This is a genomic window from Nocardioides sp. NPDC059952 (assembly GCF_042730435.1).
GTDB lineage: Bacteria > Actinomycetota > Actinomycetes > Propionibacteriales > Nocardioidaceae > Nocardioides.
Map to the genome: position 1 here is coordinate 38,370 of NZ_JBHWLY010000031.1, position 22,802 is coordinate 61,171.

Here is a 22,802-nt window from a genome sequence, read left to right on the forward strand (position 1 = left end):
CTCACCTTAAGTCGCTCCGTCCTCGAGCCTTCGCAACCGCTCCTCGAAACGCGTGGCCGCGGTGATGCGAGCGCGTACCTGCTCCTGCTGACGCTGGATCTCGGCCCAGATCGAGGAGGCGTCGACGTGGCCGTCCGAGGGCGCTTTGGCTGCGAGGTTGCCACGCTCGACGGTGTCACGCAGGGTCTCCAGACGTGCCTCGAGGGCCGCTACCTGCGGGCTAACACGAGCAAGCTCACGCTCGAGGTCGCCGATACGGACGCGCTGCCGGTCCGTGATGGCACGCAGCTCCTCGATGGTGGCCCGAGCTTCGTCCAGGTCGGCTGCAGAACCGGCCAATCTGTTGACCTTGCCGCGCAGTCGGTTCATCGCCATAGGGTTACGCGCTCCTCCTCGAGCCAGTCGGTCATGACGCGTGCCTCCGCCTCGATCCGATGCTCCGGCGCCACGGGCGAGGAGCCGCCGGCCTGGTAGGTCCACTCCGTCTGCCCGGGGTTGTCGACGAACGAGAACCCGGACAGCAGGATGTCGGACTCCGGGAACAGGTTGACCGCCAGCCATGCGGCGGTGAAGCCCGTGGTCGGCGCCAGCTTCTCGGTCCGCCAGGGGATGTCGAGGTCGTTCCCGGTGCCGGCGAGCAGCTCGCCGTTCGGGATCGGGACGAAGCCCAGGTCGGGCGGCCAGGACATCGGCCACACCTCGAGGCGGCCGTGGAAGCGCATCGGTTCGGCGAGAAGGTAGAGACGCTCGCGGTAGCGGTCGAAGGTGAACCGCGTCGGGCGAGTGATCCGGTTCCAGATCACCACGTCGGCCCGTGATCCCTGGGCGCGCGGCTCACCCGGGACATCCAGCACGAAGCTGTTGACCCGGATCACCAGATCCGAGTCGTCGATGGCCTGCGCTCGGTCGTCGCTGGGCCCCAGCGGAGCGTTCCCGAGCACCGCGACCGACCTCACCGGCGCCCTTCTGGCGTACGTGGTCATCAGGTCGCGTAGGTAGGCGAAGCCTTCAGTGATCGTGACTGCCCGTTCGGCGATCAACGTCACCGGCTTCCCCTTTCCAACGACTCTTGTCGCAGCGTCGTCACAGATCGCAGGGACGCGGCAGGCGCGTTACCCGTTCGGAAAAATCATAACGAGCCAGACCTCCGACAGTTACCCACCCGAGTATCGATTTGAGCGTGGCGGCGCGATTTCACGCGTGCCGGCGCAAAAGTGCCATGACGCTGTTGACGCCGCGTCACCATCCATACATCTGTGTGTCGTGCGCTGGTCAGGCGGACTGAGCCCCGGTCCAGCTCGTACGCTCGGCCTCCAGCTCGGCACGTACGGCGTCCAGCTCGGACTCCAGCTCGGCGACCCGGATGGCCGCCTCCGCAGCGTCGGCTTCGACGGCCTGGAGCCTCGCCTCGAGCTGCTCGCCGCGCAGCTCGGCCTGGGCGGCCCGGCGGGCCTCCTCGCCGCGGCGACGGACGGCCTCGGCGGCGCGCTGGTGAGCGGCGGCCAGGGCGCCCTCCAGCTCCTCGACGGCCTGGACGCGTTCGGCGAGCTTGGCATCCATGTGCTCGCGGAACTCGGCGTTCTCCTCGGCCCGCTTCTCGGACTCGACGCGGAAGGCCTGGGCCTGCTCGGCGCGGTCACGCGCCCAGTCGCGGCGGGTCTGGAGGAGCTCGGAGTGAGTGATCTTGGTTGCGGCAGCGCCACAGGCGAGCCCGAGAACGGCTGCCAGCACGACAACCAGCCAGGACCCGGAGGCCACTGCGGCGGCGATCGTGACGGCGGCCAGCGCCAGCAGGGCTACAGCAACCGTCAGGCGTGTGCTGCGCTGACGCCTGCGTGTGACTGAAGTTGCGGATGGGGAAGGCATACATCCACGGTACGGCTAGTTTTCATCGCGTTTGCGGACCCGGCACGCGTGTTCGAGGAGTCGAGCGGCGATGAGGATCGCGGTTCCGGCCACGGCCGCGAGGGCCGAGCGCACCAGCCGCTCCCCTGCTGCGGTGTTGGCGTCGTAGCCCAGCCAGCTCACCGCGTATCCCAGATAGCCGCCGGCGAGGAGCGCGCCGACCAAGGTGCAGGCGCGGGCGAGCACCAGCCGGTTGACCGCTTGATGGGCCTCGATGCGCTCGCCGCGTACCTGCAGCTGGCGGTGGGTGATCCAGGCGGTCACGCCCAGGGCCGCCGCGATCAGTAGCAGCACGATCGGCTGCGCCCAGGTGATCACCGGGGCCACCCCGCGCCAGGACTCCAGCACGGGGTGAGCCAGCCAGCCACCCACGATCCCGATCACGGCCCACGCCGTGATGGCTCCACCCGACATCGGGCGGAGCCGGCGCTCGTCGTCGGCGGGATCCTTCTCAGGACCCTGGTCGGGATCCTCGGGTGCCGTGCTCAGTTCCGGCTCAGAGCTCGAGGGCGAGGTCGTCGCGGCGGGTGATGCCGGACTGGTCGGACTGCTCCAGCAGCTCGGCGATCGGGCCCACGCCGGGGAGATCGGCGCTCGGCTCCAGGTCGAGCCACGGCTTGAGCACGAAGGCTCGCTGATGCGCACGCGGGTGCGGCAGCGTCAGCGACTCCTCCTCGAGGATCTTGTCGCCGACCGAGATCACATCGATGTCGAGCGTGCGGGGCTCGTTGAAGATGCCGCTGCGCGAGCGTCCGTACGCGTCCTCGATGGTGAGCGCACGCTCGAGCAGGCGCGTCGGGGTGAGCGTGGTGTCGGCGAGGACGATGGCGTTGAGGTAGAGCTCAGCATCTCCGGGCGAGTCGACCGGCTCGGTCTCGTAGACCGGCGAGATCGTCGTCACCCAGACATCCGGGGTCTCGGCGAGAGTGTTCAACGCGTCCTGCAAGTTTGCCAACCGGTCCCCGAGATTGGAGCCCAGAGACAGCACCGCCCGCCGGATCGGCCGCATCTCCCCGGTGAGCGTGTCGGCGTCGATGATGTACGGGTTGGGTACCTCTGTCACGTGCTCTGCCTCCGGGTGATCGTCAGGGTGACGTCTTTGAACGTCGTTTCGATAGGCGCCCCCGGTTTGTGAACCGTAACACGTACCCAAAGTGCGCGGATGTCTGCAAGGCAGATGTCCGCGATCCGCTGGGCAAGCGTTTCGATGAGGTCCACCGGGTCGCGCTCAACATTTGTCTTGACCGCCATTGCGAGACTTCCGTAATCGACGGTGTCATGCAAGTCGTCCGAGTCCGCGGCCTTGCGGGAGTCGGTGCCGATGACCAGGTCGATGATGAACTTCTGCCCCTCACGGCGCTCGAAGTCGAAGACCCCGTGGTGGCCGAAGCACTCCAGACCGAGGATCTGGATTTCGTCCGCGGGTTCCGCAATGTTCATCGATTCGTTCATCGTGCCTCCAGCTTCGCTGCCGCCGCGAGGGTGTCCCTGGCGGCACGTACGTCATGAACACGCGTGGCCCAGACACCGCGTTGCGCGAGAAAGACGGTGATCGCGTCGTGAGCGTTCTCACGCTCGGTCACCGGGCGCAGCGTGCCGTCGGGTGCGGCCAGCAGGCGCCCGAGGAAGGTCTTGCGGCTGGCCCCGATGAGCACCGGGAAGCCGAGCTTGTGGAACTCCTCCACCCCCGCCAGCAGCCGCCAGTTGTCGTCGGCCGTCTTGGAGAAGCCGAGTCCCGGGTCGACCACGATGTTGTCGTCCTGGATCCCTGCGACCCGCGCCGCCTCGATCCGCTGCTCCAGCTCCGCCTTGACCGTCGCGACGACGCCGTCGGCGTAGACGAGATGGTCATCGTGCTGCATCTCCGCGCCGTGCGCGCGCCAGTGCATCACGACGTACGTGGCGCCATGGTCGGCCGCGACCTTCAGGATCTCCGGGTCGGCCAGACCGCCCGAGACGTCGTTGATGATCTTCGCCCCGGCCTTCAGGGCCGCCTCCGCGACCTCGGGACGCATCGTGTCGACCGAGAGGGTCGCCCCCTCCTCGGCCAGCGTCTCGATGACCGGCACCACCCGGGCCAGCTCATCGGCCACCAGCGGCCTGGTCGCCCCTGGACGGGTCGACTCACCGCCGATGTCGAGCAGGTCGGCTCCTTGCGCCAGGAGCGCATGACCGTGAGCCACCGCGTCATCGGTCGCCAAGAACCGTCCGCCGTCGCTGAACGAGTCGGGCGTGACGTTGACGATTCCCATGACCTGCACGTCACGACCCTATCCGGCGACGCCGGAAGGGCAGACTTGACCGGGTGGGCCCGCTCAGCCAGGCTGCCCGCCGACTCATATACCCATGGAGGCATCGTGGCCAAGATCCTGCTCCGCTCGGCGAGGGACCCGTTCGACGTGATCGAGGCGGGCGACCCGCGTGCGTGGGGCATCGGGTTCTACGGCACGAACGTCGGCAACCTCCTCTTCGCCGACTCCACGCACCGGCTCCTCAGCGTGCCCGGCACCGAGATCGTCGCAGACCGCTTCGCCCATGAGCGACGAGCGTTCACCGCTGATGAGGTCGCCGCGACCAACGAGGCCTACGACCACTTCGTGGTGCCGTTGGCCAACGCCCTCCGGCCGGAGTTCACCCGCCCCTTGACCCGCCTGACTGCCTTCATCGAGCAGCTCTCGATCCCGACCACCATCGTCGGCATGGGCGCGCAGCTCTCCCTCGACGACCTCGACACCGCTCCCGACGACGAGCTGGCCGCGCTCCACCGCCGCTTCATGAACAGCGTCCTCGAACGGTCCCCCAAGGTCGGCGTACGCGGCGAGATCACCGCCGCCTACCTGCGGCGGCTCGGCTACGGCGACGAGCACGTCGAGATCATCGGCTGTCCGTCGATCTACCTCAACGGCCCCGAGCTCACCGTCCGCGACGAGCGCTCCACCCCGATCGCCGACGAGGACCCGATCGCCGTCTCGATGAGCCCGCTGACCGCACCCTGGTTCGAGACGTACGTCGACGCCTTCGCCAACAGGCACCCGCACATGACCTACGTCGGCCAGACCCACCATGACTTCGCGATGCTCCAGTGGGGACGACACCGTCAGCCCGAGATGGGTATCGACCGCGACCACCGGCTCTACGCCGAGGACCGGACCCGGATGTTCCTCGACGCCGGATCCTGGACCCGGTTCCTGGCAACCCAGCGGTTCGCCTTCGGCACGCGTATCCACGGCAACGTCGCCGCGGTGCTCGCCGGGACCCCGGCCATGGTCATCGCTCACGACTCACGCGTGCTGGAGCTGTGCGACTACCACGGCCTGCCCTACGCGATGCTCGACTCGATGCTCGACTCATCCAGGGTCGAGACCACGGTCGACGAGCTGTTCCAGGCAGCCGACTACACCAGCTTCCACAACCGCCTGGGCGAGGGCTGGAAGCGGCTGACCGCGTTCCTGGACGACGCCGGCCTGGCGAACGTCGCGCAGCCCGACCGGACGAGTGCGACGTACGACGCCGAGCTCGCCGCGCTGGAGCCGGCGGCGCCCGTCGCCACCCTGCGCGGGTCGGGCGATGACGCCATCCGGCGCATCGAGGATCGGATCCACGCCCTCAAGATCGCCTCCGAGCACGCCGACACCGCCGCGAAGCGGCGGGAGAAGGAGCTGGCGAAGAAGCTCACGGCGTCGGTGAAGAGCCAGGCCAAGCGAATCGCGGCGCTCGAGTCGACCACACGCAAGCAGCAGACCCGGATCGAACGGCAGGCCGGCCGCCTGGACCGCCAGCGGACCTTGATCCACGAGCTGCGCGCGGACCTCGCTCGCCACGAAGAGCGAGCGGGCCTGCGCGGCTTCGTCCGGCGGGTTCGCCGCCGGCTGCGTCGCTCCTAGCGCGTCCCGCCCCGGATCAGGGCCATGGCCTCGGCCCGGGTGGTGGCGTTGGAGCGCATCGTGCCGCGTACGGCGCTGGTGATCGTGCGGGCACCGGCCTTCTTGACGCCACGCATCGTCATGCACAGGTGCTCGGCCTCGATCACCACGATGACGCCGCGCGCCTCGAGGATCTCGGTGAGGGCGTCGGCCACCTGGGTGGTGAGCCGCTCCTGCACCTGCGGTCGCTTGGCGTAGACGTCGACCAGCCGGGCGAGCTTGGACAGGCCGGTGATCTTGCCGGAGCTCGCCGGGATGTAGCCGACATGGGCGACACCGGTGAACGGCACCAGGTGGTGCTCGCACATCGACCACAGCTCGATGTCGCGGACCAGGACCATCTCGTCGTGGCCGAGGTCGAAGGTGGTGGTGAGGACCTCCTCGGGCACCTGGTGCAGCCCGCGGGTCACCTCTTGGTAGGCGCGGGCGACCCGGGCGGGAGTCTCGAGCAGCCCTTCGCGGTCGGGGTCCTCCCCGATCGCGTAGAGCAGCTCGCGCACGGCCGCCTCGGCCCGCTTCTGGTCGAACACCGGTACGTCCGCCACGTCCCGCTCGGGGACGTGGACGGGCGCGACGTCATCGAAGTTGTCGGACATGTGCTCAGTATCAGGCAGGCGGGGTGCCCTCGGGCGAACCGGCCTCGGCCGGCTTGGCGAGGTCGACACCGTTGGCTGACTGGGCACCGGACTGGGCACCGGACTGCTTCCCGGCGGCACGGATCGCCTTGGCGAGGTTCTCCTTGTCGCGCTCGACGATCCACCGCGGGATCTCGACCGCCGGGCGGTCGGAGGGGCGGCGGGTGTCGGATCCGGTCCAGGCCGGACGCGGGTCGCGGCGACGCAACGGCTCGAAGATCTCGGCGACCTCGTGCTTAGAGAGCGTCTCCTTCTCGAGGAGCTGCAGGACCAGGCTGTCGAGGACGTCCCGGTTCTCCTCGAGGATGTCGAAAGCCTCTTGGTGCGCGGTGGCGAGGAGCTTCTTGGTCTCGTCGTCGACGACGGCGGCGACCTCCTCGGAGTAGTTGCGCTGGTGACCGATGTCGCGGCCCAGGAACGGCTCTCCGTTGGACTCGCCGAGCTTGATCGCACCGAGGCGCTCGGTCATACCGAACTGGGTGACCATCGCGCGGGCGAGGTTGGTCGCCTTCTCGATGTCGTTGCCGGCACCCGTGGTCGGGTCGTGGAAGATGAGCTCCTCCGCGGCGCGGCCGCCGAGCATGTAGGAGAGCTTGTTGAGCATCGAGGACCGGGTCTGGCTGTACTGGTCGTCGTCGGGCATGACCAGGTTGTAGCCCAGCGCCTTGCCACGCGGCAGGATCGTGATCTTCTGGACCACGTCCGGGCCCGGCAGAGCCGCGGCGACCAGCGCGTGGCCACCCTCGTGGTAGGCGGTGATGAGCTTCTCGGTCTCGCTCATCAGACGCGTGCGCTTCTGCGGGCCGGCGATGACCCGGTCGATGGCCTCGTCGAGCGCCTTGTTGGTGATCAGCTTCTGGTCGCTGCGGGCGGTCAGCAGCGCGGCCTCGTTGAGCACGTTGGCCAGGTCGGCACCGGAGAACCCGGGGGTCCGGCGAGCGACCGAGTCGAGGTCGATGTCGCCGGCCAGCGGCTTGCCGCGGGCGTGGACCTGGAGGATCTTCTCGCGACCGGCGAGGTCGGGAGCGTCCACCTGGATCTGGCGGTCGAAGCGGCCCGGGCGCAGCAGCGCCGGGTCGAGCACGTCGGGACGGTTGGTCGCCGCGATCAGGATGACCCCGCCGCGTACGTCGAAGCCGTCCATCTCCACGAGGAGCTGGTTGAGCGTCTGCTCACGCTCGTCGTGGCCACCGCCCATGCCGGCGCCGCGGTGACGGCCGACGGCGTCGATCTCGTCGATGAAGACGATGGCGGGAGCGTTCTCCTTGGCCTGCTCGAACAGGTCGCGGACACGGCTCGCACCGACACCGACGAACATCTCGACGAAGTCCGAACCGGAGATCGAGTAGAACGGCACACCGGCCTCGCCCGCGACGGCGCGCGCGAGCAGAGTCTTACCGGTGCCCGGCTGGCCGTAGAGCAGCACGCCCTTGGGGATCTTGGCGCCGACGGCCTGGAACTTCGCGGGCTCCTGCAGGAACTCCTTGATCTCCTGGAGCTCCTCGACCGCCTCGTCAGCACCGGCGACGTCGGCGAACGTCGTCTTCGGCATGTCCTTGGTGATCAGCTTCGCCTTGGACTTGGCGAACTGCATGACCCCGCGACCGCCACCGCCCTGGACCGAGTTCATCAGGAAGAGGAACAGCACGATGATCAGCACGAACGGAAGCAGGAAGCTCAAGATCGAGCCGAGCACGGACGGCTTGGCGACCTCGGAGTTGAACTTCTTGAGGTTCTCACCCTCGGCCTGGGTCTTGCGCACCATCTCGATGAGCGCTTCCTGGTCACCGTCGACCCACGAGGTCGTGACCTCGGAGCCGCCATCACGGGTGCCCTTGACCAGGGTCGCCTTGATCTCCTGGTCGCCGTCGACGAACGTGATCTCCTTGACCTTGTCGTCCTGGATGTACGACGTCAGCTGGCTCGTGGTGATCTCGTCGCCTCCGTTGCGGGGGGCGAGGTACTGCAGCGCCAGGATCACACCGAGCACTGCCACGATGATCCACAGCCAGGGACCTTTGAATATGCGCTTCACAGGCTTCTTTCAACCGTTTACGGGGTCAGACACGCACGCAGGGCAGCGTGCACGTCATTTAGAACGACGGTACACGCCAAATCGTGCCCACCCCATCTGCGCGGTTCCGCTGTTGGCGTAACAGCAGGCGCTCGCCGGCTCAGTTCCAGCCTCAGCTGTAGATGTGCGGCGCGAGGGTCGAGATGTCGCGCAGGTTGCGGTACTTCTCGTTGAAGTCGAGGCCGTAGCCGACCACGAACTCGTCGGGGATGTCCCAGCCGACGTACTTCACCTCGACCGGCATGCTGACCGCTTCGGGCTTGCGGAGCAGGGTGGCGATCTCGATGCTCGCCGGGCCACGGCTGGTGAGGTTGGAGGTCAGCCAGGTCAGGGTCAGGCCGGAGTCGATGATCTCGTCGACGACGAGCACGTGCTTGCCGGTGACGTCGGTGTCGAGGTCCTTCAGGATCCGCACCACACCGGACGACTTGGTGCCGGAGCCGTAGGACGACACCGCCATCCAGTCCATCTCGACGTGGCGGTTCAGGGCGCGAGCGAGGTCGGCCATGATCATCACCGCGCCACGCAGGACGCCGACGATCAGCAGCTCCTCGCCCTCGTAGTCCTTCTCGATCCGGCGGGCCAGCTCTTCGACCTTCGCCTGGATCTCGTCGTGGGTGAACAGGGTCTTCACGAGGTCGTCGCCGACGTACTCGGTGTCCATGTCCGTCACTCTAAGCGCTCGGTGTGAACGGTCCCGATTCGAAGGCGATAGCACCGTTCGTACGCTTCGCCCGCAGGTGTCCCGGGAGGTCGATCCAGCGCTGGCCGCGCCAGCCGGTGATCAGCTCGTCGACGGCCTTGACGTGCTCGCGGGTGAGCTCCGCGGGCGGGCTGCCGGCCTCGAGCGCCGCGATCCGGAGAACCCTGGTGCGGACGGCGGACGGATACCCGGCGAGGGTCTCGACCGGGAGGGACCCGCCGAGCTCGCGGTGCATCGCCTCGGCGATGTCGTCGATGAAGTCGGCGTCCTCACGGAGCTGCTCGGCCGTGCGGGCCAGCGCGGCGGCGACCCCCGGGCCGAGGTCCTCCTCGAGCGTCGGCAGGACCCGGTGACGGATGCGTGCACGGGTGTAGGCGAAGTCGCGGTTGTGCGGGTCCTGCCAGATGTCGAGCCCCTCGACCTGGCAGGCGGTCTCGGTGTCGATCCTGGTGGTGTCGAGGAGCGGTCTGCGGTAACGGTCGAACCCGGCCCGCATCCCGGAGAGGCTGCGCGCGCCCGATCCCCTGGTCAGGCCCAGGAGCACGGTCTCGGCCTGGTCGTCACGGGTGTGGCCGAGCAGGATCACGCTCGCGCCGAGGCGCTCGGCGAGCTGGTCGAGGACCGCGTAGCGGGCCTGTCGCGCCGCGGCCTCGGGACCTTCACCGACGGCCTCGACCTCCACCGTCGCGGTCACCGTCTCATCGACGCCCATCTCGGCGAGCTGTCCGACGACCTTGGCCGCCTGTGCCCGGCTGCCGTCCTGCAGCCCGTGGTCGACGGTCGCGCCGATGATGTGCAGCCCGAGCTTGTGGCCCTCGAAGACCGCGGCGGAGGCGAGCGCCAGGGAGTCTGCTCCCCCGGAGCAGGCCACGATCACCTTCTCGCCCGGCTCGAGCCGTTCGAGCGTGGCACGGACGGGGCGGCGTACGGCTGCGAGGGAGGGGTGGAGGCTCAATCCGGACTCACAGGACCCGGGTCACCCAGGCGTCCGGCTCGACGATCTCGGCCTTGGTCGGGAGGTTCTCGGGGCCGGCGAAGACGGCGTTGAACTCCTCCATGCCGACCCGGTCGACCACGTGGCGTACGAACTTCGCTCCGTCGCGGTACTGCGCCATCTTGGCCTCCAGCCCCAGCAGGCGGCGCAGCAGGCGGTCGAGGACGCCGATGCCCTGGCGGCGCTTGTTGAAGGCCTTGCGGATCGTGGTGACGCTCGGGATCACGCCGGGGCCGACATCGTCCATGACCACGTCGGCGTGGCCCTCGAGCAACGACATCATCCCGGTGACCCGGTCGATGATCTCCTTCTGCTCGGGCTTGGCGAACGCGTCCACGATGCTGCCGTTGCCCTTGAGCGCCTCGGTGACGCGCTGCAGCCCGCCGTCGAAGATCGAGGCCGGGTCCATCGCTTCGGAGAGGCCCTCGATCTGGGCGAAGAGGTGGTCGCGCATCCACGGGCTGGCGGTGAACTGGACCCGGTGAGTCTCCTCATGGAGGCAGACCCACAGCCGGAAGTCGGTCGGGTCCAGGCCGAGCTCGCGCTCGACGTGGACGGCGTTGGGCGCGACCAGCAGCAGCCGCCCCGACGGCCCGAAGAACGGGTCGAACTGGCCGAGGATCTTCGAGGACATGAAGCCGAGCAGACCGCCGACCTCGGCGGCGCTGATCTTGGAGCCGACCGCCTGGGTGAGGGCTCCCGGGGCACGCTTCGCCGTGATCCGGTCGACCACCGGCGAGATCACGTGGGCGAAGGTGTCGGCGTTGGCCTGGATCCAGCCCCTTCTGTCCACCACCAGGACCGGCGCGGTGTCGCGCGGCGCGTCCAGACCGGTGAAGGCGCGCACGAACTCGGTCGCCTTGGCGGCGTCGGCGCGCAGCTCCTCGACGGCGTGCCGGGCCTCGCTGCGCGAGACGATCGGGCCCTCTCCGGCGACCGTCGCACCGAGGCGTACGGCCAGGTCCCAGTCGACCATGCTCGCTCCGGACGGGGCGGGGTCCTCAGCACGATGGGTCATGCGTACGACCGTAGCCGACCGGACCTATGCCGAGCATCGACACGTCGCCACCGCCGTCATCGCGTCATCGAGGGCGTCGCGTACGTCCAGGGTCTGCGCCGGCTTGAACCCGTCGGCCATGAGCACGACGACGAACGGCGTGCCGCGGGCGTCGATCGCGATGCCGGAGAGCCCGGAGACTCCGGTGAGGGTGCCGGTCTTCGCCCGGACGCGGCCGCGACCCGGCTCGGCGTCGAAGTTGAACCGCCGCGAGAGCGAGCCGACCCAGCCGGCGACCGGGAGGCCAGTCATCGCCGGCGCGAGCTCGGGGCGGTTGGGCCTGGCGGCGGTCTGGAGCGTACTCACCAGCAGGGTCGGCGGGATCAGGTTCTGCCGGGAGAGGCCGGAGCCGTCGCGGAGGACGAGGCCGGTGGTGTCGATGCCGAGGTCCTTGAGCGTGGCCGTGATCGCCGCCGTGGAGCCGTCGAACGTCGGTGCTCCTGCGGCGAGGCCGACGTGGCGGGCGAGCACCTCGGCGAGCTGGTTGTCGCTGTGCTGCAGCGTGTACTCGACGATCTCGCGCAGGGTGTCACCCTGGCGCACAGCTAGCTGGGTGCCGGCCTTCGTGCCCCTCGCGGGCTTCCCGTTGACCTTGATCCCATGCCTGATCAGGGCCTTCTTGAACTGCTCGGCCGCCTGCGCGGACGGGTCCAGGCTGTAGCCCGACGACTGGGAGCCGCCGTGGTCGACCAGGAGCGCAGTGATCCCGCCGACCTCCTCGCCCAGATAGGTGCGTCGCCAGGTCGGGCTCAGCGTCGGGCCGGCGAAGAGGCTGTCGTCGTAGGCGAGGGTCACCGACTTGGTGGTGCCGAGCTCCCGGGCCGTCTCCGCGGCGAGGTCGTCGAGGTCGCCGGCACTGAGGGACGCGTCACCTCCTCCGACGAGGGTGACGGTGCTCCCCTGGAGCGTGGTGCTGGTCTCGAACCTGCGCTCCGGGCCGTACGCCTCGAGCACCGCGACGCTGGTCAGCACCTTCGTGACGCTCGCCGGGGTCGCGGCCCCGGTGCCGTGGGTGACCAGCGGGGCACCCTCGAGCGGCGCGATCGCCGCCTTGAGGTGCTTGCCGAGCCGCTTGTCGCCGACCACCTCGCGCATCACCTGCTCCAGCGCCGCCTGATCAGGCTTCCCCGGGGCTCTCGTCTGCTCGCCCGCGACCGCGGCGGGGCTGACGGCGGCGATGTTCAGCGGTGCCGGCGGCGGGGTCGGCGCGACATTGCCCTGGGCATAGCGGACCCACCCCAGGGCGTACGCCGCGGCCGCTGCTCCCACCAGGAGCGCGAGCACCAACGGCAGCACGATCGCCAGCTTCCCGCGTGCCTCGTCCGTCTCCTCTGACGGCCACTTCGGCGAGGTGTCAGGCTCCACGGATATCCTCCTCGATGCCGGGTCTGACGCCGATCGGTGTCAGACTGTCCGGCATTCCGTTTTTGGGTTTGTCTGGAGGCAGAGAAGTGACGCAGGAGTTCGACGTACTGATCGAGGTCCCCAAGGGATCCCGCAACAAGTACGAGGTGGACCACGAGTCGAACCGGCTTCGACTCGACCGCGTGCTGTTCACCTCCATGATGTACCCCGCAGACTACGGCTACATCGAGGACACCCTCGGTGGGGATGGTGACCCGCTCGACGCGCTGGTGCTCACCCCGTATCCCTTGTTCCCCGGTGTGCTGGTCCAGGCCCGCCCGGTCGCGATGTACGTCATGGAGGACGAGAAGGGCCAGGACGAGAAGGTCCTCTGCGTCCCCTGCGACCCCCGCTTCGACCACATCCAGGACCTCGCGGACGTCGACGAGTGGACCCTCAACGAGATCAAGCACTTCTTCGAGCACTACAAGGACCTCGAGCCCGGCAAGTCCGTCAAGGGCTCCGACTGGGTCGGCAAGGCTGCCGCGGAGTCGGAGATCGCCGCCTCCATCGACCGGTTCAAGAACACCGCTCACTGAGTCTTGCTGGATGTTGACCGAGGTAACTCGGTCGGATCGCGGATGTTCACCGAGGTAACTCGGTCGGACCGCGGATGTTCACCGAGGTAACTCGGTCGAGCCGCACTGCCTTCGTGGAACTCCACGAAGGCAGTGTCTGTTTACCGAGGTAACTCGGTCAGCATTCACCGAGCGCGGCTCGCAAGGAGTCGTACGTCGCGTCCACCTCGCCCGCGATGCTCGGGACGACCTTGGTCGCGGGGCGCTGTGCCACCAAGTCGACGAGCTCGGCAGCGTACGCCCGGAGGTGCTCGTCGCCACCGGACTCCGCGACGATCTCTCTGACGATCGGGTGCCATGGATCGCTGCCATCGTCGCGCGCGTGGAAACGGCTCAGAGCGTCGTCCTCGACAGCCTCGAGCATGACCTCCACGAACTCGGCGCCGGCGTCGTTCGCCGCCCTCTCGAAGCGTTGGAGCTCACTGACTCTGGCGAACAACTGCGGAAGCACGACGTCGCCGGACTCGCTCAGGTAGCCCTGGATCAGCCCGAGCGCCGCCGGCCGGATCCGCGCGCCGGCGCCGACGAAGTCGTCTCGCCACCCGCTGATGAAGGTGCGCAGGAGGTCGATGTCACACACCAGGGTGCCGGGATGGTCGGCCGCGAAGCACCTGGCAAGCGTCGACTTTCCTACCCCGGGCATTCCGTTGATGAGGATCAGCCTGGCCACGTCGCCAGTCAACCACCAGCTGGGGCTCAGCCGGCGATCCGCATCCGGGACTCGAACCGACCCAACGTCCGGCGGGGGCTGTCCAGGTCATCCCAGATGACGCGCACGAAACCGTAGTCAGTGATCTCCCGGATCTCGTCCTCGCGCACCTTCTCCTCGAACACTGCATCGCTGGGCGACTGACCAGGCTTGAGCAGCTTTCCGTATTTCACCTTGCCGTCGAACTCACCGAACAACCGGAACTGGGGCCAGGCGAAGTCGACGATGCCGACCAGTGAACCGTCCGCGCGATAGACAGGCACCTGAAGCTCCGGGCGCGGCAGGCCTCCGATGCGGAACAGCCATAGACACCGCGACTCCCCGATCGATCCCGATAACGGATCCGCGTGAGCGACAGCGAGTCCGAGCGGGTGGCTGAAGGGCCACTGATTCATCCGCTCGTATTCGACGATCAGCTCCTCCTTCGTGAATGCCTTCGCTCGGAGACCGGCATCGAGGAGGCACTGAGTGACCTCGTCGTCGGCCTGCAGGCTCGTCTCCAGCACGCATCGAACCGCAGGCAGCGTACGCAGGCCGTCGCGCGTCTCGATCTCGTCCTCCCGGACAGCACCCAAGTGATGGACGACGTCTCCCTCGAGCGGTCTTCCGGCACCATCGAGCCTGGTCACATGCACCTTGGTGAGGTCGACACCCCACAGGTCGATCCCGTGAGCGACCATGCCGGACACGTGGCTCAGGGCGACCTTGCCGCCCAGGGACCGTTGCACGGCTCGAGTACGCACGCGATGTCGCCCGACAGTGTCGAGCGCCTTCCACTCGTCGGCGAACACGTAGGCCCCGCGTCTGATCCGGTGCCACGCGCCCTGGCGGACGATCGCCGTGATCTCGCGGTCGGCGTAGCCCGCGTTCTTCGCTTCGCGCCGGGTGAAGAAGCCTTCGGTGGCGGTGATGATTCGTAGTGGGTCCATGCCTCCAGGGTTCGTCTCTGTACCGACACTTCCGACCGCAAATGGAGTCGCTGTGGATAACCCGGTCCCGAACGTCGCCTGTGGAGAGCCAGCGGCCCATGTCTTGCACCATGTGCGGGTGAATGCTCACCGAGGTAACTCGGCGAGCGACCACTGTCTTCGCGGAACTCCACGAAGGCAGTGGCACCCCACCGAGTTACCTCGGTGAGCATCCGCCCCCGCCGGCCTACCCTCAGCCGATCAGGTCCTCCGCACGCAGCAGCTCCTCAGGCACACCGAAGCCGTCGACCAGCAGCCGCGCGTCGGGGCGGAGCTGGCGGCAGAGGCGGTTGACCTCGGCGGTGATGGCCTTGGATCGCTCGGAGGAGAGGCGGCCGTGCTCCATGAACCAGGCTCGGTCGGCCTCGATGACCGCGAGGGCGCTCAGGTCACAGACACGATCCATCAGATCCCGGACCTCTCCGTCGGGCAGCCCGCGGACCATCTCCCGGAACGCCTCGTGGATCAGCCGCTCGACGTGCGCGTGGGCGACGCCGATGACGTGGTCCTGCACCCTCGAGAAGACGGCACCAGGCTCGTCCCCGGCCTTCACCCCGGACTGCAGGCGCCGGGCGACGCCGGCGAGCATGTGCTCCTCGCGGAAGCGCAGCATCGCCAGGTGGTAGTCGGCGTCGAGGATGTCCGGCTCCCGCTCGCCCGCGATCGGAACGACGTCGCGGACCCGTTCGAGCAGCTTGTGCACGGCGGTCCGCTCCAGGACGGTCTCGACGGCGAGACCGGCGACGAAGCGTACGAGGTCGAGCTGGTCCATCTCCTCGAACTCGCTCGAGTAGCCGGTGAGCAGCCCCTTGGCGACCAGCTGCAGCAGCACGGTGTTGTCGCCCTCGAAGGTCGTGAAGACGTCGGTGTCGGCCTTCAGGGCCGCGAACCGGTTGGCGGCCAGGTAGCCCGCCCCGCCGCACGCCTCGCGGCACTCCTGGATGGTCCGGGTCGCGTGCCAGGTCGCCAGGGCTTTGGTGCCGGCCGCTCGCGACTCGAGCTCGCGCCGGGCGTGCTCCGAGGTCGTGACGCCGGAGAAGACGTCGTGCAGGTCGTCGCGTACGACCTCCTGCGCGAAGCGCAGCGCATAGGTCCGAGCCACCAGCGGCAACAGCCGTCGCTGGTGCTGGCCGTAGTCGAGGAGCAGCGACTCCTCGGCGTCCGACGACGCCTCGAACTGCCGGCGCCGCAGCGCGTAGCGGACCGCGATCGTCAGCGCGACCTCCGATGCCCGGATCCCGGCCCCGCCGACCGAGACGCGGCCCTGGACGAGCGTGCCGAGCATGGTGAAGAAGCGCCGGCCGGCCGACTCGATCTCCGACACGTACTCGCCAGAGGCGGTGACGTCCGCGAAGCGGTTCAGCAGAGAGGTACGCGGCACCCGCACGCCCGAGAACCACAGCCGTCCGTTGTCGACGCCGTTGAGCCCCATCTTGGGCCCGTCGTCCTCGATCCGGACCCCGGGAGCGGGCTCGCCGGAGACCCGGATCGGCACCACGAGGGCATGGACGCCACGCTCCTCGCCCCCGACCACGAGCTGCGCGAACACGACCGCGAGCTCGCCGTGACAAGCGGCGTTGCCGATGTAGTCCTTGTACGCATCCTCCCGGGTCGTCTCGACGACGAACTCCTGCGCATCCGGATCGTAGGTCGCCACGGTCCCCACCGCGGCCACGTTGGACCCGTGGCCGTGCTCGGTCATCGCGAAGCAGCCGAGCAGGCGCCCGGACACGATGTCGGCGAGATACCGATCGTGGTGACGTGCGGTGCCGAGCTGCAGGATCGCGCCGCCGAAGAGCCCGAACTGCACACCCGACTTCACCAGCAGCGACAGGTCGCCGCCGGCCATCTCCTCGAAGGCGGCGATGGAGGCACCGACGTCACCGCCCCCGCCGTACTCCTTGGGAAACCCGAGCCCGGTCAGACCGGTCGCGGAGACGTCGAGAAGCGTCTCGCGCACCCGCTCCCGATACTCGGCCCGAGGCAGCTCCTCGACCTCGTCAAGGAAGTCGGCGCGCTCGGCCAGGGCCTTGCGTACGTCCTGTCGGACCTCGGCATATCGCCCGTCGAGAAGTGAAGTCAGTGCTGCGGCATCGATGGCGTTCACGCCGCCACCCTATGCCGCGACGGCCCAGGATCAGGTCAGCTCGTGGGCGACCTTCGCCTCGCGTTCGGCGATGTCGTCGGACTCCGGAATCAGCCGCCGCACACCCTTGCGCTGGAACTTCTGGTTGGCCACCAGGCCGCCGACGAAGTAGGCGACGAGCGCGATCATGCAGCCCGCGATGTCGTCGGCGAGGTAGTGCCAGCCGAAGTAGACGGTCGCCACGACGGTGATCCCGAAGTTGATCCAGCCGGCCCAGCGGGCGATCTTGTTGTCGATCGTGGCGTGGATCATCAGCGCCACCAGCAGCGTGATGCCGCAGTGGAGCGAGGCGAAGCCACCGACCGACTGCACCACGTTGGCGTCCACGTCGAACAGGACGTGTTGTCGGGTGAAGACCAGCGACTCCATCAGTGTGCTCGCCGGCGTCTCGGGCAGGTCGGCGTAGAGATAGGGGTACTGCAGGCCCGGACCGACCGTCGGCAGGCAATAGTAGGAGACCGTGCCGAGGATCCAGGCGATGCACTGCGAGCTCACGAACCAGTAGCCGTAGGCGAGGTTGCGCGACCACACCAGCCAGCCGGCGACGGCGAACGGCACCAGCGGCAGGAACCACATGTAGATGTAGGAGAGGAACCAGGCCACCCAGCCGGTGCCGAGGAGGTCGTGGAGCAGGATCGCCGGGTCGGCGCCGAAGAGCACCGCCTTGTCGATCAGGTGCAGCTCGTGATCGAACTCATACGTCTCCGGCACCACGAACGGCAGGAACGACTTGAGGTTCCGGTAGCAGACGTAGACCAGGTAGAAGCAGACGATGCCCATCGCCACGAGCGTCAGCCGCTCACGGGTCCAGTGGGTGCGGACCCGCTCCTTGAAGATCGGGCCCATGGCCTTCCACCTGAACTTCGCCAGCCACAGCGTGCGTGGCACGAGGTCGACGAGGAGCGCAGCTCCGACGAGGAGGGGAAGGCGGAGCCAGGACGGTCCGAGGAAGCCCTCCGGGTCGAGCATGCGCTTGTCGACGATCTGCGCGGTCACGACTGCGATCAGGCCGAAGATCAGCGCGCTGCTGACGAGGAAGATCTGAGCGCGGCGATACATAGCCGCTAATTCTAAGTGGCCGGTGGTTGGTCTGCCCATTCCTGGGTGCCTGATCCCTGGGCAGTTTCAGGTATGGCCAGCCGGTTCGGCTCGACCCTCAACGTGACCGACTCCCCCGGCGCCGGCGCCGAGTCGGCGACGGCATCGACCTCACCGACATCGTCGAGACGTACGACGAGCCGGTGCTGCTCCGGCGTGGCCCTGGCCGAGACCACGGTGCCGGTGAGCGGTCCGGCCGGGTCGGCGACGAAGGCGGAGCGGCGCAGCGCCACCGCGCCGGCCGGTGCCATCCCGGCGGCCTTCAGGACCGTGTACGCCGCCGGCCCCTCGAGCACCCGGGCGTAGCCGAGGAACAGGGCGGCCCAGGTGTCGGTCGGCCTCGCCCACACCTCCCGCAGGGTCCCCTGCTGCACCAGGTGACCGTCTCGCAGGAGCGCGATCCGGTCGGCCACGGCGAAGGCCTCTTCCTGGTCGTGGGTGACCATCAGTGCCGTGGTGCCCGCCTCGTGCAGGATCCGCCGCAGGTCGCCGGCGAGCCGTTCCCGCAGTCCGGCGTCGAGCGCGGAGAGCGGCTCGTCGAGGAGCAGCAACCGCGGTTCGACCGCGAGCGCCCGCGCCAGCGCGACCCGCTGTCGCTCGCCACCGCTCAGCGTGCCCGGAAGACGGTCCTGGTAGCCACCCAGGCCGACGAGCTCCAGCAGGTCGGCGACCTTCTTCGTGCGGTCGGCGGCCGGGATGCGGCGCAACCGCATCGCGTACGCGACGTTGTCGGCGGCGCTGAGGTGCGGGAACAGCTGCCCGTCCTGGAACATCAGCGCGAAGCCACGCTTGTGTGTCGGCACCCCGCGCAGAGGCCGCCCGTCCCAGCTGATCTCCCCCGTCGCCGGCTCCAGCCCGGCCACGGCCCGCAGCAGCGTCGACTTCCCCGACCCCGACGGCCCGAGCAGCGCCAGCACCTCTCCGTCCGCCAGCTCCAGGCTGACGTCCGAGACGGCCGCCTTCCCGTCGTACGCCACCGACACCTCACGCAGCGACAGCATCGCAACCTCGATCCCGCCGAAGCGTCAACCCCGTCGGCCGAGTTGGCACGGTCGTGACGCCTCGGCCGACGTAGGTGACGCCTCGGCCGACGGGGGTGACGCTTCGGCGGATCACAGTGCTCCGATCGAAGGGACGCGGAGACGCTCGACGAGGAGCATCACGAGAGCGGTGGCGGCGGCGAGGACGCAGGCGGCGGCGAGGGCCATGCCGTAGTTGTCCGAGCCCGGACGGGACAGCAGCCGGAGGATGACCACGGGAAGGGTGGGGTTCTCCTCGCGGACCAGGAAGGACGTCGCGCCGAACTCGCCGAGCGACGCCGCGAAGGCGAAGCCGGAGGAGGCGAGGAGAGGCTTCCAGATGGCAGGTACGTCCACGGTCATGACCGCGCGCAACGGCCCGGCGCCGAGCCCGGCGGCGGCCTGGCGCAGTCGGTCGTCGACGGATGCCAGGACCGGCACCAACGTCCTCACCACGAGCGGCAGCGCCACCAGCGCCTGCGCCAGCGGCACGAGCCACGGCTCGTCGCGGAAGTCGAGCGGGGCCGACCCGAGGGTCAGGTAGAGCCCGAGCCCCAGGGTGACGGCGCTGACCCCGAGCGGCACCATGAACAGCCCGTCCAGGACGGAACGCACCCGCCGCTCGGCCACGGAACGGGACCGGCGCGTCACCGCGAAGGCCACCAGCAGCCCGAGGGTCAGCGCTACCAGCGAGGCCTGCACCGCGACCGCCAGCGAGGTCATCAGCGCGGTCGTGGCCGGCACCGGCAGCGGCGGGTCGAACCCGGGAGTCTGCAGGGCCCCGTAGTTCCCGAGGCTCCACCGATCCTCGACTCGCAGCGACCCGAGCAGCAGGGCGAGCAGCGGACCGGCGACCAGCAGGACCAGCACCGACGTCGACAACAGGGCCGGGACGTCTCGCAGCGAGACCCGCCGGCGGCGTACGACGACCCGGGACTGCGCGGGATCCGGCACCGAGCGCAGCCGGCCGGCGACGACCAGCAACCCGATGACGACCACCAGCTGGAGCACCGACAGCACGGCAGCGCCGGGAAGGTCGAACAGGGTGAAGGTCAGCTTGTAGATCTCGGTCTCGATGCTGTTGTAGCGCACCCCGCCGAGGGTGAGCACGATCCCGAACGCGGTGGCGCAGAAGAGGAAGACCACCGATGCCGCAGAGACGATCGCGGGCCGCAGCGCGGGCAGGGTGATCGTCAACAGGACCCGGGAAGGCGAGGCACCCAGCGCGGCAGCGGCCTCCCCGGGACGCGGGTCGAGCGACTCCCAGGCCGCTCCGACCGCGCGGATCACCACCGAGGCGTTGAAGAAGACCAGACCGAGGATGATCGCGGTCGGCGTCCCGTCGAGCCCCCACCCGGCCAGCAACCCGGCCTCGCCGATGAGCTCGCGGAAGGCGACCCCGACGACGACGGTGGGGAGCACGAACGGCACCAGGAGCCCCGCCCGGATGACCCGCTGCATCGGAAAGCTCAGCCGATAGAGCGCGAACGCGGCCGGCAGCCCGAGCGCGACGCTCAGCACCGTCGCCAGCCCCGAGGACCACAGCGTGAACCAGAGCGCCCGCTGGATCTCCGGGCGCCCCAGGATCCTGGACACGACCGACGGATCGAAGGATCCTTCGAAGAACAGGCCGCGCTGCACCATCCCCACGACCGGCAGGACGAAGAAGACCGCCAGCACGGCCACCGGGAGAGCGGCGAGAGCGACCAGGGTCGCGATTCGCCGGGTCACAGCACGACGGGTGGAGCTCACTGCGCGATCGTGTCGCTCCAGGTCGCCAGCCACGCTTCCCGGTTCTCGTCGATGTCGTCGGGTTCCACGGAGAGCGGTGAGGTCGGCTGCTGCGCGAACTTCGCCCAGTCGGCCGGCAGCTCGACGCCGGAGGAGACGGGGAAGACGTACATGCTCTCCGGGAGCGCCCCCTGCACGCTGTCCGAGAGCAGGAAGTCGATCAGCGCCTGGGCGCCCTCGGGGTGGTCGGCGCCCTCGAGCACGCCGGCGTACTCGACCTGACGGAAGCAGGTGTCCAGCAGCGCCTTCGTCGTCGACGCCCCGTCCTTGACGGTGAAGGCCGGCGAGGAGTCGTAGGAGAGGACGATCGGCCGCGTGCCCTTCCCGCCGCCCTGGGTGAAGTCGGAGTAGTAGGCCTGGTCCCAGCCGTCGACGACCTTGGTGCCGTTGTCCATCAGCTTGCCCCAGTAGTCGGCCCAGCCGTCCTCGCCGTACTCGGCGACGGTCGCCAGAAGGAACGCCATCCCCGGCGTCGACGTCGCGGCGCCCGGGGTCACGAAGAGATCCTTGTACGCAGGCTCGGCCAGGTCGTCGAGCGACTCCGGCGGCGTCAGCTTCTTCGCCGCGAACCACTCGGTGTCGATGTTGACGCACACGCTGCCGTTGTCGACCGGGGTGAGGAAGTGCTTCTCGTCGCCCGGGAGGTTGAACTCGTCGACCCCGGCCGGGACGGTCTTCGGCGTGTAGGCCGCCAGCGCGCCCTGGTCGATCGCGCGGCTGGCGAAGGTGTTGTCGACGCCGAAGACCGCGTCCCCGTCGGGGTTGCCGGTGTCCATGGCGATCTTGGTGGTCAGCTCGCCGCCATCGCCCGCATGCCGGATCTCGGCGGTGTAGCCGGTCTTCTCGGTGAACTCGGCCAGCACCTCCTTCGGCAACGTGAAGCTGTCGTGGGTCAGCAGCACGACCGTCTTGTCGTCGGCACCGCTCGACTTCTCGGCGTCCGGCTCGGCGGGGGTGCTCCCGCAGGCGGCGAGCACCAGCGCGGAGATCGCCGTGGTCGCAGTGATGGCAGGCGTACGCATGCGCATTCCTGACTCCCTTCGCCGGTATCAACCGGAGCAGGTTCGGAGGGTCTGCGGCGCTGTTCGCCGCACTCTCAGGCCTCCCGGCCTCCCCTGTCTGTTCCCGCCAACACTACCCGTGGGAGAAGTCCGTCCCTCAGCCGACCACCCGAACCGGGCATCGCGCGACGCCGGCCTTCTCGATGCGTACATCAGCGGTGACCAACGTGATGTGATGGCTCTCCGCACTGGCGACGTAGGCAGCGTCGTAGGTCGACAGGTTGTTGCGAAGCTCCCACATCCGCGGCATCAGCGGGCCGGTGGGCGTGACCGCGACGGTCATCTGCTGGATCGCGGCGGCCGCGCGGTCGGCCTTCGCCTTGTCGATCTTGCCGCCCAGCAACAGACCGCGCACGGTCGACAGCACCTCGACATGCCAGTGCGCAGGCACCAGCCAGGCGGGATCGGCCCGCATCTCCTCGAGCGCCTGGAACGCCCTCGGCTCGGTGGCCGGGTCAAGAAAGGTCAGCGCGACCACCGACGCATCGACGACGATCATCAGCCGACGTCGCGCCGCGCGTCATCGCGAGCCGCCAGCACGTCATCGAGGGTCGCCTCGCCGCCCGTACGCCACCCCGCGACGTCGTCGAGGACGTCGAGGTTGTTGGCGAACGCTGCCTCCCGAAGGACCAACTCGCGAAGGTATGCCTGCAGGCTCTGGCCCTTGGCCTGCGCCCGCTTCGCCAACGCGTCACGGGCCGGCTCGGGCACGTCTCTGATCTGCATTGCGACCATGC

24 protein-coding genes and 1 riboswitch are annotated in these 22,802 nt (G+C 68.8%); of the genes, 2 read left to right on the forward strand and 22 right to left on the reverse strand.

Going from position 1 to position 22,802, the window contains the following annotated elements; all coding sequences use genetic code 11:
* Positions 1-6 precede the first annotated feature (6 nt).
* From ACFV9G_RS15730 to folP, 7 genes are all read right to left on the reverse strand, one after another.
* Positions 7-369: a hypothetical protein gene (locus tag ACFV9G_RS15730; RefSeq protein WP_378728413.1), complete on the reverse strand. Its 363-nt coding sequence runs from the start codon at positions 367-369 to the stop codon at positions 7-9.
* Positions 366-1,046, reverse strand: coding sequence for a hypothetical protein (locus ACFV9G_RS15735; protein WP_378728414.1), 681 nt, complete (start codon positions 1,044-1,046; stop codon positions 366-368). The genes ACFV9G_RS15730 and ACFV9G_RS15735 overlap by 4 nt, the downstream gene beginning before the upstream one ends.
* Before the next feature lie 226 nt (positions 1,047-1,272).
* A complete protein-coding gene (locus tag ACFV9G_RS15740) occupies positions 1,273-1,866 on the reverse strand; it encodes a hypothetical protein (RefSeq protein WP_378728415.1) in 594 nt (197 codons plus the stop codon).
* Between the two features lie 15 nt (positions 1,867-1,881).
* The gene (locus ACFV9G_RS15745) at positions 1,882-2,319 is read right to left on the reverse strand and encodes a DUF3180 domain-containing protein (protein WP_378728417.1); all 438 of its coding nucleotides are present in this window, start codon (positions 2,317-2,319) and stop codon (positions 1,882-1,884) included.
* 82 nt (positions 2,320-2,401) lie between these two features.
* Positions 2,402-2,968: a 2-amino-4-hydroxy-6-hydroxymethyldihydropteridine diphosphokinase gene (folK, locus tag ACFV9G_RS15750; protein WP_378728418.1), complete on the reverse strand. Its 567-nt coding sequence runs from the start codon at positions 2,966-2,968 to the stop codon at positions 2,402-2,404.
* Complete coding sequence (folB, locus tag ACFV9G_RS15755; protein WP_378728419.1) at positions 2,965-3,357, reverse strand: dihydroneopterin aldolase; 393 nt, start codon at positions 3,355-3,357, stop codon at positions 2,965-2,967. The genes folK and folB overlap by 4 nt, the downstream gene beginning before the upstream one ends.
* The gene (folP, locus tag ACFV9G_RS15760; protein ID WP_378728448.1) at positions 3,354-4,157 is read right to left on the reverse strand and encodes a dihydropteroate synthase; all 804 of its coding nucleotides are present in this window, start codon (positions 4,155-4,157) and stop codon (positions 3,354-3,356) included. Before folP ends, folB begins: the two co-directional genes overlap by 4 nt.
* Positions 4,158-4,262: 105 nt before the next feature.
* Here folP and ACFV9G_RS15765 point away from each other — a divergent pair, with 105 nt between their 5' ends.
* A complete protein-coding gene (locus tag ACFV9G_RS15765; protein ID WP_378728420.1) occupies positions 4,263-5,789 on the forward strand; it encodes a polysaccharide pyruvyl transferase family protein in 1,527 nt (508 codons plus the stop codon).
* On the opposite strand, the gene folE is transcribed toward ACFV9G_RS15765, so the two are convergent.
* The 6 genes from folE to dacB form a co-directional block, all read right to left on the reverse strand.
* Entirely contained in the window at positions 5,786-6,424 is a 639-nt protein-coding gene (gene folE / locus ACFV9G_RS15770; RefSeq protein WP_378728421.1) for a GTP cyclohydrolase I FolE, read from the reverse strand. The two genes, ACFV9G_RS15765 and folE, sit on opposite strands and share 4 nt — an antisense overlap.
* Before the next feature lie 10 nt (positions 6,425-6,434).
* Positions 6,435-8,498: an ATP-dependent zinc metalloprotease FtsH gene (ftsH, locus tag ACFV9G_RS15775; RefSeq protein ID WP_378728422.1), complete on the reverse strand. Its 2,064-nt coding sequence runs from the start codon at positions 8,496-8,498 to the stop codon at positions 6,435-6,437.
* A gap of 151 nt (positions 8,499-8,649) precedes the next feature.
* On the reverse strand, positions 8,650-9,201 hold the full coding sequence (gene hpt, locus ACFV9G_RS15780; RefSeq protein WP_378728423.1) for a hypoxanthine phosphoribosyltransferase: 552 nt from the start codon (positions 9,199-9,201) through the stop codon (positions 8,650-8,652).
* 10 nt (positions 9,202-9,211) lie between these two features.
* The gene (tilS, locus tag ACFV9G_RS15785) at positions 9,212-10,195 is read right to left on the reverse strand and encodes a tRNA lysidine(34) synthetase TilS (RefSeq protein WP_378728425.1); all 984 of its coding nucleotides are present in this window, start codon (positions 10,193-10,195) and stop codon (positions 9,212-9,214) included.
* A 7-nt stretch (positions 10,196-10,202) separates the two neighbouring features.
* Positions 10,203-11,252: a zinc-dependent metalloprotease gene (locus ACFV9G_RS15790; protein ID WP_378728426.1), complete on the reverse strand. Its 1,050-nt coding sequence runs from the start codon at positions 11,250-11,252 to the stop codon at positions 10,203-10,205.
* 24 nt (positions 11,253-11,276) lie between these two features.
* Positions 11,277-12,656, reverse strand: coding sequence for a D-alanyl-D-alanine carboxypeptidase/D-alanyl-D-alanine-endopeptidase (dacB, locus tag ACFV9G_RS15795; protein ID WP_378728427.1), 1,380 nt, complete (start codon positions 12,654-12,656; stop codon positions 11,277-11,279).
* Between the two features lie 86 nt (positions 12,657-12,742).
* Between dacB and ACFV9G_RS15800 the strand changes: the two genes are divergently transcribed.
* Positions 12,743-13,234 carry an inorganic diphosphatase gene (locus ACFV9G_RS15800; protein ID WP_378728428.1) on the forward strand — a complete coding sequence of 164 codons (492 nt, stop codon included), beginning with the start codon at positions 12,743-12,745 and terminating at the stop codon, positions 13,232-13,234.
* A 157-nt stretch (positions 13,235-13,391) separates the two neighbouring features.
* Here ACFV9G_RS15800 and ACFV9G_RS15805 read toward each other — a convergent pair whose 3' ends face one another.
* The 9 genes from ACFV9G_RS15805 to ACFV9G_RS15845 all read right to left on the reverse strand — a co-directional run bounded on the left by ACFV9G_RS15805 (position 13,392) and on the right by ACFV9G_RS15845 (position 22,800).
* On the reverse strand, positions 13,392-13,943 hold the full coding sequence (locus ACFV9G_RS15805; protein ID WP_378728429.1) for an AAA family ATPase: 552 nt from the start codon (positions 13,941-13,943) through the stop codon (positions 13,392-13,394).
* A gap of 26 nt (positions 13,944-13,969) precedes the next feature.
* On the reverse strand, positions 13,970-14,911 hold the full coding sequence (locus ACFV9G_RS15810) for a type IV toxin-antitoxin system AbiEi family antitoxin domain-containing protein (protein ID WP_378728430.1): 942 nt from the start codon (positions 14,909-14,911) through the stop codon (positions 13,970-13,972).
* A 232-nt stretch (positions 14,912-15,143) separates the two neighbouring features.
* Entirely contained in the window at positions 15,144-17,057 is a 1,914-nt protein-coding gene (locus tag ACFV9G_RS15815) for an acyl-CoA dehydrogenase (RefSeq protein WP_378728431.1), read from the reverse strand.
* 30 nt (positions 17,058-17,087) lie between these two features.
* Positions 17,088-18,155, reverse strand: a complete 1,068-nt coding sequence (locus ACFV9G_RS15820) for a phosphatase PAP2 family protein (protein ID WP_378728432.1) — start codon at positions 18,153-18,155, stop codon at positions 17,088-17,090.
* Between the two features lie 11 nt (positions 18,156-18,166).
* A complete protein-coding gene (locus ACFV9G_RS15825; RefSeq protein WP_378728433.1) occupies positions 18,167-19,195 on the reverse strand; it encodes an ABC transporter ATP-binding protein in 1,029 nt (342 codons plus the stop codon).
* 111 nt (positions 19,196-19,306) lie between these two features.
* The gene (locus ACFV9G_RS15830; protein ID WP_378728434.1) at positions 19,307-20,965 is read right to left on the reverse strand and encodes an ABC transporter permease; all 1,659 of its coding nucleotides are present in this window, start codon (positions 20,963-20,965) and stop codon (positions 19,307-19,309) included.
* Positions 20,962-22,026, reverse strand: a complete 1,065-nt coding sequence (locus ACFV9G_RS15835) for a thiamine ABC transporter substrate binding subunit (RefSeq protein ID WP_378728435.1) — start codon at positions 22,024-22,026, stop codon at positions 20,962-20,964. The genes ACFV9G_RS15830 and ACFV9G_RS15835 overlap by 4 nt, the downstream gene beginning before the upstream one ends.
* Positions 22,023-22,131, reverse strand: a riboswitch (TPP riboswitch). It overlaps the preceding gene by 4 nt.
* Before the next feature lie 31 nt (positions 22,132-22,162).
* Positions 22,163-22,564 carry a type II toxin-antitoxin system VapC family toxin gene (locus tag ACFV9G_RS15840; protein WP_378728436.1) on the reverse strand — a complete coding sequence of 134 codons (402 nt, stop codon included), beginning with the start codon at positions 22,562-22,564 and terminating at the stop codon, positions 22,163-22,165.
* On the reverse strand, positions 22,564-22,800 hold the full coding sequence (locus ACFV9G_RS15845) for a hypothetical protein (protein WP_378728437.1): 237 nt from the start codon (positions 22,798-22,800) through the stop codon (positions 22,564-22,566). Before ACFV9G_RS15845 ends, ACFV9G_RS15840 begins: the two co-directional genes overlap by 1 nt.
* Between the last annotated feature and the right edge of the window lie 2 nt (positions 22,801-22,802).